The 13,684-nt window shown below is 55.0% G+C and carries 16 protein-coding genes; 9 read left to right on the plus strand and 7 right to left on the minus strand.

What is annotated here, in order from left to right; genetic code table 11:
- Positions 1-182 precede the first annotated feature (182 nt).
- Complete coding sequence (locus W822_RS39490; protein WP_024006251.1) at positions 183-1,424, plus strand: MFS transporter; 1,242 nt, start codon at positions 183-185, stop codon at positions 1,422-1,424.
- Positions 1,425-1,451: 27 nt separating this feature from the next.
- Here the strand turns inward: W822_RS39490 and W822_RS46175 are convergent, their stop codons facing one another.
- Together W822_RS46175 and W822_RS39500 are read right to left on the minus strand one after the other, a co-directional pair.
- Positions 1,452-1,613, minus strand: coding sequence for a DUF1328 domain-containing protein (locus tag W822_RS46175; RefSeq protein ID WP_024006252.1), 162 nt, complete (start codon positions 1,611-1,613; stop codon positions 1,452-1,454).
- 150 nt (positions 1,614-1,763) lie between these two features.
- Positions 1,764-2,075 (minus strand): hypothetical protein, encoded by a 312-nt coding sequence (locus W822_RS39500; protein ID WP_155848168.1) that lies wholly within the window; start codon positions 2,073-2,075, stop codon positions 1,764-1,766.
- Positions 2,076-2,447: 372 nt separating this feature from the next.
- Here W822_RS39500 and W822_RS39505 point away from each other — a divergent pair, with 372 nt between their 5' ends.
- Positions 2,448-3,623, plus strand: a complete 1,176-nt coding sequence (locus W822_RS39505; protein WP_024006254.1) for an NAD(P)H-dependent flavin oxidoreductase — start codon at positions 2,448-2,450, stop codon at positions 3,621-3,623.
- On the opposite strand, the gene W822_RS39510 is transcribed toward W822_RS39505, so the two are convergent.
- From W822_RS39510 to W822_RS39525, 4 genes are all read right to left on the minus strand, one after another.
- Positions 3,608-4,060 (minus strand): YaiI/YqxD family protein, encoded by a 453-nt coding sequence (locus W822_RS39510; protein ID WP_024006255.1) that lies wholly within the window; start codon positions 4,058-4,060, stop codon positions 3,608-3,610. The genes W822_RS39505 and W822_RS39510 overlap by 16 nt on opposite strands.
- 124 nt (positions 4,061-4,184) lie before the next feature.
- Entirely contained in the window at positions 4,185-5,603 is a 1,419-nt protein-coding gene (locus W822_RS39515) for a 3'-5' exonuclease family protein (RefSeq protein ID WP_024006256.1), read from the minus strand.
- 492 nt (positions 5,604-6,095) lie between these two features.
- Positions 6,096-6,869 carry a YoaK family protein gene (locus tag W822_RS39520; RefSeq protein WP_024006257.1) on the minus strand — a complete coding sequence of 258 codons (774 nt, stop codon included), beginning with the start codon at positions 6,867-6,869 and terminating at the stop codon, positions 6,096-6,098.
- A 115-nt stretch (positions 6,870-6,984) separates the two neighbouring features.
- Positions 6,985-7,770, minus strand: a complete 786-nt coding sequence (locus W822_RS39525) for a sulfite exporter TauE/SafE family protein (protein ID WP_024006258.1) — start codon at positions 7,768-7,770, stop codon at positions 6,985-6,987.
- A 254-nt stretch (positions 7,771-8,024) separates the two neighbouring features.
- Between W822_RS39525 and W822_RS39530 the strand changes: the two genes are divergently transcribed.
- The 7 genes from W822_RS39530 (at position 8,025) to W822_RS39555 (ending at position 12,429) form a co-directional block, all read left to right on the plus strand.
- The gene (locus W822_RS39530; RefSeq protein ID WP_024006259.1) at positions 8,025-8,912 is read left to right on the plus strand and encodes a LysR family transcriptional regulator; all 888 of its coding nucleotides are present in this window, start codon (positions 8,025-8,027) and stop codon (positions 8,910-8,912) included.
- Positions 8,913-8,960: 48 nt separating this feature from the next.
- Positions 8,961-9,293 carry a hypothetical protein gene (locus W822_RS39535; RefSeq protein ID WP_024006260.1) on the plus strand — a complete coding sequence of 111 codons (333 nt, stop codon included), beginning with the start codon at positions 8,961-8,963 and terminating at the stop codon, positions 9,291-9,293.
- A gap of 184 nt (positions 9,294-9,477) precedes the next feature.
- Positions 9,478-9,630, plus strand: coding sequence for a hypothetical protein (locus W822_RS46390; protein ID WP_024006261.1), 153 nt, complete (start codon positions 9,478-9,480; stop codon positions 9,628-9,630).
- A 295-nt stretch (positions 9,631-9,925) separates the two neighbouring features.
- Positions 9,926-10,126: a hypothetical protein gene (locus W822_RS39540; RefSeq protein WP_024006262.1), complete on the plus strand. Its 201-nt coding sequence runs from the start codon at positions 9,926-9,928 to the stop codon at positions 10,124-10,126.
- Positions 10,127-10,142: 16 nt separating this feature from the next.
- The gene (locus W822_RS39545; RefSeq protein ID WP_024006263.1) at positions 10,143-10,976 is read left to right on the plus strand and encodes a hypothetical protein; all 834 of its coding nucleotides are present in this window, start codon (positions 10,143-10,145) and stop codon (positions 10,974-10,976) included.
- Positions 10,977-11,064: 88 nt separating this feature from the next.
- Complete coding sequence (locus W822_RS39550; protein ID WP_024006264.1) at positions 11,065-11,493, plus strand: PaaI family thioesterase; 429 nt, start codon at positions 11,065-11,067, stop codon at positions 11,491-11,493.
- Positions 11,494-11,514: 21 nt separating this feature from the next.
- Positions 11,515-12,429, plus strand: coding sequence for an alpha/beta hydrolase family protein (locus tag W822_RS39555; protein ID WP_024006265.1), 915 nt, complete (start codon positions 11,515-11,517; stop codon positions 12,427-12,429).
- A 23-nt stretch (positions 12,430-12,452) separates the two neighbouring features.
- Here W822_RS39555 and W822_RS39560 read toward each other — a convergent pair whose 3' ends face one another.
- Positions 12,453-13,682 carry an MFS transporter gene (locus tag W822_RS39560; RefSeq protein WP_024006266.1) on the minus strand — a complete coding sequence of 410 codons (1,230 nt, stop codon included), beginning with the start codon at positions 13,680-13,682 and terminating at the stop codon, positions 12,453-12,455.
- Between the last annotated feature and the right edge of the window lie 2 nt (positions 13,683-13,684).

A 13,684-nucleotide genomic window follows, 5' to 3' on the forward strand; every position in this document is an offset into this window, starting at 1 on the left:
AGTAATTGTTGGATTTCAGGCTGTTTTAAGCCACTCGATGGCAATTATGTTTAAAGTGGGAGTCCCGCGTTCTGCCACGACTCCCTTAAGGCGAGCCGTCGGATCCGCCTATTTTTTCGACCTGCCCGGCCACCCGAGTCCGCTTTTGTCTTGTGATGGCAGCGCCTGATGCCCCTTGATCTATGACCGCCCAGCAACACGATCGTGATAATGACACTCTTCAGACGGCCTGGAAGCAGAATCTGTATGTGTGCCTGTTTGGTTCCTTCACCACCATTCTGGCCATGACGCTGATCCTGCCGATCCTGCCTGTCTACATCCGCAACCTGGGCGTGACCGACCCCGAAGAAATCGTCAGCTGGTCCGGCTGGGTATTCAGCATTACCTTTCTGGCTGCCGGCCTTATGGCCCCCGTCTGGGGCCGCTTTGCTGACCGCTACGGCAGAAAAATCATTCTGATCCGCGCCAGTCTTGGCATGGCGATTGGTATCGCCCTGATCGGATGCGCGCAAACCGTGTGGCAATTGTTCTGGCTGCGCCTGCTGGTGGGACTGCTGGGCGGTTACGCGTCCGGTGCCACCATTCTGGTCGCCACCCAAACGCCTCGTGAACACACCGGCTGGGCGGTCGGCATGCTGGCGTCGGGCACGCTGGCCGGCAATCTGCTGGGGCCGCTGGTGGGCGGCATTGTTCCTGCATTCCTGGGAATCCGGCTGACGTTTTTTGCGGCCGGCGCCATTATTCTGATCGCCTTTTTCTGTACCACATTCATGATCAGGGAAACCCACAGACCACGCACACCCGCCTCCGACAACACCACACCCTACGCATTCTGGAAGGCGGGCCGACAGCGCAACCTGGTGTTGCTCATGCTGCTGTCGGGTACGCTGCTAATGTTTGCCAATATGTCGGTCGAGCCGATCATCACGCTTTATCTGGGCTCGCTGCAAACCCTGACCGACCAGATACCGCTGCTTGCCGGTATCGCCATGTCAGCCACGGCTTTTGGCAGCATGCTGTTTTCATCCAGGGCAGGACGCTGGGGTGACCAGCATGGTCATATAAAACTTCTGGTTATTTGTTTTATTTCAACTGCAATTTTGCTGTTCCTGCAGGGTCTGGCACGAGCAGACTGGCAATTTATTGTTCTGCGTTTTCTGATGGGCATGACCCTCTGCGGTATTATGCCTGCACTGACGGCAATGATCCGGCACAATGTACCGGCCGGCGCGGCTGGCGGTGTATTGGGCTATGCCACCTCAACGCAATATGCGGGGCTGGTACTGGGACCGCTGGCGGGTGGTTTCGTTGCCAACCAGGCCGGTTATGCTGCGGTATTTGTCATGACCGGGGCTGTCATGCTCCTTGCGGCAGTATTATTGTTCAGGCAAATGCGCAGAACGTCCCGGTCACAGGCAGCCTGAAGCGGCTGCCACTTGGATGCCGGCGATCTACTTGAAACGACCGCCAAACACCAGCGACAGGATGGCCAGCACGATAAAGACGACGAATAGAATTTTTGCGATGGATGCCGCGCCAGCCGCAATGCCACCAAACCCAAGGACGGCGGCAATAATCGCAATAATAAAAAAGACAACGGCGTAATGTAACATAGGCTTCTCCTGCTGAGTCATTGATTATTAATGATAAAACAGCAGGTCCGCACTGCATCACGGTTGAGTATTCTGATCCTTAATTCAACTGAAATCGGACACTGCTGATATTCACGATTTAATTTAATAAGAGATACTACGGTTCAAATATTACCATACGTAGCGGGAGCGGTCATAACGATGACGAGCGTCATATCGACGGTCCCAGCGATCATACCGATTGTATCTGTGATGACGATCGGAATAATGATGCTTTCTGTGCCAGCCATGCTTATGGCTGTAGCGACGATGATGATCACGATAATAGCGACGGTCGCCGTGGTGGCGATGATCGATCTGCATTGCGTAAGGATGGACGCCATACCGCGATTCGTGATGATGGTCGCTTGCAACGGCGGATGTCGCCAGCCCCATTGACAGGGTAGTCAGTACAACGGCAAGCAGTTTTTTGACGGTAATCATTTCGTACTCCTTTATATTGACCGGTTCAGTAATCACCGGCCGGCAGTCTGTTTTGAACAGCACGGTTTGATCTTAACCCGGTGCCCAACCCAAATACCATTACCAAATATGACTGGGATTTCGCCCGGTTTCCATAACGCCCCTGTCAAATTTCACCCCATTACAAAACCCGTTTTCGGGCCTGAAGCCCGGGCTTTCCGAAGCCCAATGCCGGGGCTAATTCGACTGCACTTGATTTTTATCAACGGCATTTGCTCCTGAAACCCGCACAATACCAGTCTTGCCTGCCTGCATTCGCGCCATACTTATTCACTCGCTGCACTGCCGTCATTGGCGTCATGCGCAAGGCTCACATCAACCCTGGATTATTTCATGCACGCCTTCCCTTCCCTGCAGATCAGAAACCGCAAGCTCTTGCCCATCGTACAGGGCGGCATGGGCGTGGGCATTTCCGCCAGCCGTCTATCCTCTGCGGTGGCACGTGAAAATGCAATGGGCACCATCGCCAGTATTGATTTGCGGCATTTGCATCCCGACCTTCTGGCGCAATCCAAAGCCCGCCCGGAACAAGCCAACTACGATCAGCTCAACCGTATCGCGCTGGATCGGGAAATCAAAAAGGCGTTATACGAAGCCGGGGACCAGGGCATGATCGCAGTCAATGTGATGAAGGCAGTCAATGACTATGCGGCGCTGGTACGCCAGGCATGCGAATCGGGCGCACACGCGATTGTGATGGGCGCAGGCCTGCCCCTGGAGTTGCCCGATCTGACGCAGAACCACCCGGACGTTGCCCTCATTCCCATTCTGTCCGAGTCGCGCGGCATACACATTGTGCTCAAGCGCTGGATGAAAAAAAACCGTCTGCCCGATGCCATTGTGATTGAACATCCGAACCACGCCGGCGGCCACTTGGGGGCCACTACCATCGAAGACCTGGGCAACGAACGTTTCTCTTTTCGCCGGGTGCTGGAGGAAACCGCAAACGTGTTTCGCCAGCTAGGACTGGAAAGCGAAAAGATTCCGCTGATTCTGGCCGGCGGCATGGCCAGTTTCCGCAAGATCAGCACGGCCCTGAAAGACTGGGGCGCCTCGGCCGTGCAGATTGGCACCGCCTTTGCAGTCACGCGTGAAGGCGACGCTCATGAAAACTTCAAGCAGGTGCTGACGTCCGCAAGACAAGAAGACATCGTGGAATTTATTTCTGTCGCCGGCTTGCCGGCACGCGCCGTCATGACACCCTATCTGAAAAAGTATCTGCAGAATGAACAAAAACTGCAATCCGCCGCCAAGGCCGATCCGCGCCGCTGCGTGCAGAATATGAATTGTCTGCAGGTTTGCGGCTTGCGCGATGGCATTGCCAAAATCGGCCAATTCTGCATCGATCAGCGCCTGACCGATGCACTCAACGGCGATGTACGCAAAGGCCTGTTTTTTCGTGGCCGGGACCCGCTGCCCTTTGGCGAACAGATCCGCAGCGTGTACGACACCATGCAATATCTGTTAACCGGTGTTAAAAACCCGCCGCCCGCTCAGGCTTTAGCATAACGGGCCAGCAGCTTATCCAGCTGGCCGGCAAACGCCCGGGTATCCGCCTGATCAAATGAACGGGGGCCGCCAGTATCGATCCCGGCGCTACGCAGCTCTTCCATCATGTCCCGAATGGCGAGCCGCTCGCGTATGGTTTCTTTCGAATACAGTTCGCCTCGCGGATTCAGGGCCTGCACACCTTTTTCAAGCACCTCGGCCGCCAGCGGAATATCGGCTGTAATCACCAGATCTCCAGCCACGGCATGCTGACTGATATAGGCATCGGCCACATCAAAGCCGCGCTGCACCTGGCGGGCATGAATATACATTGAAGGCGGAATCGTCAGCATCTGATTGGCCACCAGTGTCGTGGTGACCCGCCAGCGCACGGCGGCCCTGAAGAGGATATTTTTGATAACCACCGGGCACGCGTCTGCGTCTACCCATATTTGCATGTTCCGCTCCTGAAGGCAATTCATGTAATACAAACGCTACGGCCAGCAGATCAGCCACCCGGCAGTCGCCGCAACACCACGCGATTATACGATGCCAGCGACCTGTCTCACACCAATTGGGCGATCAGGCCAGGGCCAGCGTCGCTTCCTTAACACCCACCAGCTTGTCCCGGTGTTTGACCAGAATGCGATAGGTATCGCGGGAGAAATCGCCTTTGCCGTCGGACAGCAGTTCTTCCAGCTCCTGTTCATCCCTGGCGGTGCCCAGATAACACCAATGATGGATGACATGCACCAGGCTGCCTTCGCGCAGGAGCGCGGCTCCTTCGAACGGCCAGTCGCGCAATTTCAGGCTGGTCAGGGCAGACATAAGACGGGCCGAATGGGCAATGGCCGACTCCTGCCCAACACAGGCGCCCTCGCAGCATTTCAACTGACGGGCAAAGCATGAGCTGCCGGCCCGGACTTTTTCGAGTCCCAAAGTTGCCTTGCAGAGTTTTTCGCTCTTGATGATTGCGCTCAGCACCTCACGGGCATCGCGCGCCGATGAAAATAAACCATAAAGATACTGGCCCTGGCCGATTGCAATATCGTTTCCGCCCAACAGTACAGGCACCCACAAGCCCGGCGACTGTTGCACCAGTTGCCAGGTAAACACATCTTTTTGCCTGCGCAATTGACGGTTCAGCGTTGGCATGCGTTCCTTGATCAAGCGTGACTCGGTCAGCAATGCATCCACTTCGCCGGCGCAACAGATATGCTCAATACGCCTGATTTGCATCGAAATTTTCATTTCCTTGGGCGCAGTATGATCGCTGGCAAAGTGCGACAGCACCCGCTGGCGCAGCCGGTTGCTTTTGCCGATATAAATGGGCAACTCGTTTTCACCATAAAACACATAAACCCCGAAACTATTGGGCAAGGCATCGATCAGGGCCGGATCGATATGCGCGGGCAGCGATGGGCGCGCCACCAGTTCCCGCACCGTTTTCTGCAGCACAGCCGGGTCATGTTCTGCACACACAAGCTGCCAGAATTGCAACAAGGCATGCGCATCGTCATATGCGCGATGCCGGTCTTTCATGTGCAGTCCGTGACGAGCAATAAGCTGATCAAGCCCATGACGCGGATACTGTGGATACAGGCGCCGTGAAAGCTTGACCGTGCACAGCATATGGGCCCGGAAATCCTGCCCGGCCCGCTTGAAAGCATTTTTGACAAAGCCGTAATCAAACCGCGCGTTATGGGCCACAAACAGATGGCCTTCCAGCAATTGCTGCACATGCGCGGCCACATCGGCAAAGGTCGGTGCATCCACCACCATGCTGTTGGTGATTCCCGTCAGCCGTTCAATATAGCCCGGAATGCGGCAGCCCGGATTGATCAGGCTTTGCCAGGTATGAATGGTCTGGCCGTCGAATCGTATGATGGCGATTTCGGTCAGGCTGTCGGTCGTGGCAGAGCCGCCAGTGGTTTCCACATCGACAAAAGCGAAGGGCTTATCAACGGGGTGAACAGATTGTGGGAGGTGCTGGCTGGACATGAAAGAAGGCCGATTACTGTAAATTTATACAGCATTTATACACGATTGCCGGCGCTTTTGCCAATGTCGTGGCGCCTTGTTGCAAAACCATAAGCCACAAAAGCCTGTATTTACCACACTTTCCTGCATATCTATACATTTTGTAACTTTTGTTTCGTATAATAACAAGCGATCACAGCGCTTATATCCAGACTCTGAATATGAAAAGACTCCTATGCGCCCTGCTGCTGTCGGCAACATGTGCGCCCTTGAATATTTATTCCGTTGACAGGTCGGCAGAACCCAGGTTCGGCACTGCGCACAGTGTGGTCAAGCCCGTTGAAGTTACCGGCGCCCGGGGTTGATCACCACGGCCGCTTTTGCCGGATGCCCGAACCGGGGCCACCGGCCAAGAGCTCGTGCGATATCGCCGAATATCCATCGATATCGCCGAATATCCATCGATATCGCCGAATATCCATCGATATCGCTGCCAATGCTGCCCGATGCCCCCTAATGCGCCTGGCCATCCGGCCTGTTGGCACGCCAGGCGCGAAGATCGTCAAACGCGGGGGTGCAGGAAATAATGACCAAAATGCACGCTAGCGGCACCGTGGCAATGTATCCAATATGGGCAAATCCCCAGGCTCCCATTGCCCCGCCAGAGAAAAAAGCCAGCAACAGCGCGCAGTGCAGACGCAGCCGAGCCCGATCTGCCACCACAAAATTACCGTCTTCACGTTGTCGGCCACGGTTCCAGTAAATGAGTTTCCCCAATTCAATACCGATATCCGTCACGATACCCGTTACATGAGTGGTGCGGATAACCGAACGGGACAGCTTGGTAATCAGGGCATTTTGCAAACCCATCAGAAAAGAAAGAATCATGGCGGTCAGCGGCACAAACAGGCCATGCAACAGCTCCATGCGCGCGCCGAGCATCCCGAAACATAATAGCAACGCCGCCTCAAGCAACAAGGGCGAGGCATATTCACTGCGCAACTGATGCACCCGCGCATAGTTGACCATGATCGTGGTGCAAATCGTTCCACACAAAAAACAGATCAATGCCGCGAACCCGGCCAGCACCAACTCGTAGGCCCCCAGAATAAGCTGATCGGCCATAGTTGAAACAATGCCGGTCATATGCGAGGTGTATTGATGGACAGCAAGAAAGCCGCCTGCGTTGACTGCACCGGCGACAAAGGCCAGAAGGACACCGATTTGTTTATCGGCTTTTTGCGTCCGGACGGGGCCGGTCAGGGTTCGGGCGTATCTAAGCGGCATAAAAGGCGATGACGGGTTTGCACCAGCAACTTGCGAGGTTGAAGCATAGCGTGAAATGTCACCGTATTATAGGCCGTTTGAAGCGTGTTGGCGTTCGACTGTCCGCGCGCCACACTTACATCGCCGCCACGACCTGATACAGACCCAACACAATCAGACTGACAAAGAACACTTTCCTGAAGGTCGCAACCGGTAACTGCTGCCTGAACCGTTGCCCCAGCGACATACCCACCAGAGCAGGCACCAGCATCAGCAGCGACGCCCCCGCCGCATTCATGGAGTAGCTTTGGTTTAGCCATAGGCCAAGGGCCAGCGCAATAGTCGAGACGGTAAAGAACACGCCCATCGCCTGAATCAGGGCATCCCGGCTCAGACCCAGTGCCTGCAGAAATGGTACTGCAGGAATAACGAAAACGCCGGTTGCCGCCGTAATGAAGCCGGTCACAAACCCGGTCAGCGGGCTCATCCAGGATTCCATGCGCGGGGGAACATGAATTTTTCGACCACTCAAGCCCCAGCAGGCATAGGCAATCAGCGCGACGCCCAGCGCCAGGGTGGCGCCATGACCCGCTGGCGCGCCCAATACCCACGCCCCGACCAGTGTACCGGCGAAGACCCCGACCTGCATCGTGCCAATCCGGCGCAGCAAACCAGGCACGCCGGCAAACGGCCGCATCTGCCAGACGTTAGTAAATAATGAGGGGATCACCAGCAGTGCCGCAGCTTGCGCCGGTGCCATCATGAGCGCCAGCAGAGCCATGGAAATCGTCGGCAGCCCCAGTCCGACCACACCCTTGACGGCTCCGGCCAGGATAAAAACAAGCGTAATCAGCAAAAATAACATGACCGACTGGTTTTGCAGACCGGTGAAAAACGAAAGAAAAGAAGTCAATAAATCCATAACGGCAATCCTGCAATGGTTGACGCACTGGCACCTGCTTATGGAAATGCCTGATGCCAGCTATATGACGACAAAAAACGCGTCGAAGAAAAAACAATGCATTAAAATGAGTCGTGCAGCCGCCCTACTACGTTGAAACACACGTTTGCAGCGGTACATGACTGTATTCTAGTGATGGATCAACCCTCCGGATATCAGGATATTTCAATCGCCATTTAAGGATATTCCTGAATCACGACTGCTATACTGCCACCATGCGCTTTGACCTGACCGACCTTCGTCTTATGCTAAACGTGCACGAAACCGGCACCATCACAGCGGCTGCGCGTCGCTGTCACATCACGACAGCCTCTGCCAGCGAACGAATCAAAGGGATGGAAGACGTGCTGGGCGTGTTGCTTCTGAACCGTAGCGCCAAGGGTGTGGAGCTGACCGCCGCCGGGCGAACCCTGCTGCATCACGCCACCGTAGTGCTACAGCAAATGGAACGCATGCGTGGCGACCTGGGTCAGTACAGCAGCGGTATTAAAGGACATGTGCGGCTGCTGGGCAATACCTCTGCCTGCAACGAATTTCTGCCCACTCGGCTGGGAACCTTCCTGCAGCAGAATCCCGATATTTCGGTCGATCTGGAAGAACGCTCCAGCACAGACATCACTGACCTGATCCGTCAGGGCATGGCCGATATCGGTCTGGTGGCCGACTCTGCGGATCTGCATGACTTGCAAACCTTCCCGATCGGTGCCGATCAGCTGGTGCTGATTGCCTCTGCGGATTACCCTGAAGATCTGACGGGCCTTACCAGCCTTGCCCAGGTCAGTCATCTGGACTTTGCGGGCCTGGTGGCCGGCAGCCCACTGCAGGAGCACATTGCCGCCCACGGCCGCCAGTCCGGCAGACATCTGCACTATCGGGTCCGGGTGCGCAGTATTGACGCCGTCTGTAAAATGGTCGGCAATGGCGTAGGCATTGCCATCGTCCCGCAAGCGGCCGCCCGGCGTCATCGCCGTGCGCTGCGTTTGCAGGTGATTGCGCTGACAGACCCGTGGGCCAGACGCAAGCTGGTACTGTGCATTCGTGATTCGGAACAATTGCCTGCCTATGTGCAGGCACTGATGACGCATCTTTTAACAGACGAATAAAAAATGTTCGTCAATGCCTGACTGCCTACTTTCCATAAGAATATGACCATGCCCGCTGAACCGACAGATAAATCGCAACCCTCACCCGATGACGCCTGGGAAATTGATGGCGCGGCCATGTACCGTGCGGTCAGTTTTGCGATCGCTCTGCCCGCCTTCATGGTGGGTACGGCATTGTTCATGCTTGGATTTTCCCTGACAAACTCAACGGTACTGCACATTGCCTGCGTGCTGTACAGCCTGGCGTTTGCGGGCTTTACCAGCCGGATTATTGTTGGCAGACAGCCTTGGTGCACCACAGCACCCTATATCGTCTGCATCGCCGCGGCAGGCCTGTTCTGTTACCTGATGTTGCGCGTCACATTCTGGCTGGTTGCCTGACTCAATAGCAGGAAAATTCCGAAAAACCCGGGGTGTTACATGTTTAATTAAACCGTACACGCAAATCATTGCAATAAGTCCTTAAAAACCGTGGAGATTGTGCAACATATAGTGGTTTTCACTGAATGCATCAACTTGTAATTAAAATGTAAACTGAGTATGTATTCACATGGAGGTACACTGTATGAACGCTGCATATCAACAGATTCATATCGGTCTGATCCGCAAGGCTATTAATAATTATAAAACTGCCCGTTCCAGCGGCAATAAAAATGTGGCAAAAGGCTACATGCTGCAGGTTCGCGATCTGATTCGTGCATTCAAGGCTATCAGGTAAGCACCGGCCCCTGATCGTCTTTTCGTAAGGCGTCATCCCGCATGACTCCCTTTGCTCCCTTGTTGTCGCCACCGTTTTCATCCAATATCTTAAATAGCGCCTTATTCCGCCTTGCGTGCTGCCAGTGACCAAATGGTCATAAGACACTGATTTTTTATACAGCAAAATACCCCATATCGGGCCCTGGTATGCTATATTTAACTGTAAGACTCGTTCCTGGCTGCGTTGCTCTCCGGCAATTGCCATCCCGCCCAGATTCAACGGCTTGTTCGCATTCACAACTCAGGAGGTCAACATGGAAATTCAAGCTGCTTCCAAATTTTTTGGCCGTTCACTGTCTTCTCCCGGCAAGGCCGCCCCATTTGTCATCGTCAATCCTAACGGCAGCGTTAGCATGAACCTGGACAATGCAGAAACACGGCGAAAATTCGTAGACGGCATCGAAGCCATCAAGGCCCTGCAGGCCGCCCACCCGCTCAAATCATCCGGTAAATAGTCGGCGTGACGGGCCAATGAGCGCCATTATTATCGCCGTGGTGCTGTTGGCCGGTTTCCTATACTCCCAGTTACACATCAAAACGCAGTACAGCCTGTTCAGATCTACAGGGTGGCATACCTATTTTCTGGCCGGCATGTTCGGAACCGGCTTTGCATTGCTCGCCGGTCTGGTCACATTGCCGCTGGCCATCTTTCTGCCCATCAGTCACCTGGCACTCCTGGCTATCTGGGGTGGACTGACCGTTCTCTTTGCGTATATGTGGGGGCAGCGTTACCTGGCACTCTATTTATTCCGGCCCGCAACAACCCGGCTGCGAAGACGTACCCGGCAAATGATGAATGCGGTCGGACCGCTATCCCGGATGAAGATAAAACTGCGGGCCTTGCGACTGCGATATGAAACGCAATCAAAGCAGGAAGCGGCGATTCTTTTAGCCCGAAAAAACCGATTTGAATTTATGCTTTACCAGGCAGCAAAGTCTGTACAAATGGTCCAATTCACGCTTAAAAGCAATAAAGTCTATATTGGCTATATCCAGAACACCTCAGATCATGATCATTTCGAAGATACCGAATATATTACGATTTTCCCGCTAATCAGCGGCTATCGAAACAGGGACGACCAAACCCTGACGTTTACCACTTACTACACAGAAGCCTACAGCAGAATCGATAACGAAAATCCCGAGGGCGCTACGCTGGCAGAAGAATTCATTACACTGATCCCACGCTCGGAGATTGCGACCATGGCTTACTTCAGTCCCGACTATTATGGAAAATTCGATACGGTGGACACACCGGTCAGCCAGGATGCGACAGACACCGTCTCCTGGCGAACGCAGCCGTAGCCTGTCCGACCGATTGCTCTCTTGATCTCGTATAATCCGACAGAGACTTTTCACATCGCCTTGTTCACTCATCAAACAATCACAGAGCATGACTACAATTGCTGAACGCATTACCGCAAGCTTTAACAAACAGGGATTAATGACCACACTGGGCGCCGAGCTGTCCCACGTTGCGGACGGTGAGGTTCAGATCACCCTGCCGTCCTCCCCGCATCTGTCGCAGCAGCACGGTTATTTACACGCAGGGGCCATTACCAGCATTGTAGACAGCGCTTGCGGATACGCCGCCCTGACCAAAGCGCCCGACGGGTTTGAAGTGGTGACGGCGGAGTTTAAAATCAATCTGATGCGGCCGGCCCTGGGCAAGGCATTTATTGCCATCGGAAAGGTACAGAATGCAGGGCGACTGCTGACTGTTTGTACCGGAGAAGTGCACGCACTGAACGACGATGGCACACCTGGCAAACCCATCGCGCTGATCCAGGCCACAATTGTCAACATCCGCCAGGATGGCTAGCAAGGCAGGCGTCTCCACGACATGAGTGAACCGATACAAATTCAGGCGTCAGACGGTTACCTGCTTCATGGCAAACTATGGCGCAGCGAGCCTGCTCTGCAAACCAGTCCCGTGGTCATTATCAACTGCGCCACATCCGTTCGATCCCGCTACTATGCGCGTTTTGCCGATGCCTTGCATGCTGCCGGCTGCACGGTGCTGACCTACGACTATCGCGGCATCGGCGACTCCAGACAGGGTTCGCTGCGTTCCTTGCGGGCAGGATGGCTGGACTGGGGAGAGCTGGACTTTGAAGCCGTGCTGCGTTATGTACACAGTCGGTTCGATGGAGAACCCATCTACGTGGTCGGGCATTCGGTCGGCGGCTTTCTGATCGGACTGGCACCCTCCTCGCACCGCATTGCGAGAATATTTACCATGGGCGCGCAATATGCCTACTGGCCGGACTACAAACCGCAATCGCGCGCCAAAATGTTCATGCAGTGGCATATTGCCATGCCTTTGCTGGCACGCCTGTTTGGTTTCGTCCCGGCCCGGCGCCTGGGGTGGATGGAAGATACACCCAAGGGTGTGGCGCTCGACTGGTCGGGCATGGGCCCCCGTTTTGAAATATCCCTTGGACGCCGCTACCGAAAAGAACTCGCGCCCGCGAGTATGCTGCTGGCGCGCTTTGCGCAGGTCAACGCGCCCATTCTGGCGCTGGGGATTGAAGATGACCCCTTCGGTACACCAGCAGCGCTGGATCGGCTGCTGGATTATTATGTCCAAAGCGAACGGCATCACTTGCGCATCGCACCGGACACCATTGCGCAAGAAGAAATCGGGCATTTTGCCTTTTTCCACGATCGGTTCCGCGACTCGCTGTGGCCGATTGCGTTTCGCTGGTTGCTGCAACAGGAGATTGATCCGAAGGTGGGGAGTGTGACGCGCAACTGACCACAGCGGCGCACCACTCTACATTACACCACGACGGCAGACGACTGCCTGCGCATCGCTACCCACAATGCCACAACCGCCAATGCCAGCGGAATAAAGGACACCCACAGTACAGTATCCCAGCCATAGGCGCTCAGCAATCCGCCAGAAGAGAATGACCCGACCGCCATGAGTCCGAAAACAATAAAGTCATTCAGCGATTGAACGCGGGTTTTTTCTTCCGGTCGATGACATTCCAGCACCAGGGCCGATGCCCCCAAAAAGCCGAAGTTCCAGCCCAGGCCCAGCAACACCAGCGTCACCCAAAAATGAGCAACATCAATGCCCGTCAAACCCACGGCAGCCGAAATACCGGTCAGCAGCAGACCCGCAGTGGCAACGCGTCCCGCGCCAAAGCGCGTGATCAGGCTGCCTGTGAAAAAGCTGGGCGCGTACATGGCGATCACATGCCATTGCAATCCCAGGTTGGCTGCTTCTTGTGAGTGACCACAAAGATGCATCGCCAGCGGCGCTGCCGTCATAAGAAAATTCATTAACATATACGACACCGCGCCACTGATTGCAGCGGCAATAAAACGCGGCTGTCGGGCGATCTGAGCAAGAGGTCGCCCGCCGGCAATCTCAGTGACCGTCGGCATCGGCAGTTTGACGCCAAGCAAAATAAACGCAGACAAGAGCGCAACCAGGGCCTGTACAAGAAACGTGGCGGCAAACATATGAGGTGGCCACCAATCCATTGTCCAGGTCACCAGTTGGGGACCAATCACACCTGCTGCCACGCCACCGGCCATCACCAGCGACAAGGCACGCGCACGCCTGGCCTTTTCCACGCCATCTGCTGCGGCAAAACGAAATGAAAGCACGACGGCGGCGTAACCACCACCAAAGAACGTTGCCAGGCAAAACAGCCAGAACGAACCCATCATCACGGCGAGCATGGCCAATAAGCCGGTCAAGACCCCTGCTCCGGTACCGACCAGAAAGGCTGCGCGACGTCCGTGACGCTGCGCCACCTTGCCCACCGGCAGAATGCAGGCTGCCATACCAACCACAAAGATTGAAATAGGCAGGGTCGCCAGCATGGGCGATGGCGCAAGTGCCTCCCCTACGATCGCGCCCGTTGCATAGACCACTACGGAGTTCGCTCCTGCCAGGGCCTGGGCAATAACCAGCCTCCAAATATTTCCTCGTTGAACGTTTTCGGGTAACAGGGTTGCAAAATCCTGGGTCGCAGCGGTTGTATTATTTGACATGT

Source organism: Advenella kashmirensis W13003 (assembly GCF_000506985.1).
Classification (GTDB): domain Bacteria; phylum Pseudomonadota; class Gammaproteobacteria; order Burkholderiales; family Burkholderiaceae_B; genus Advenella; species Advenella kashmirensis_A.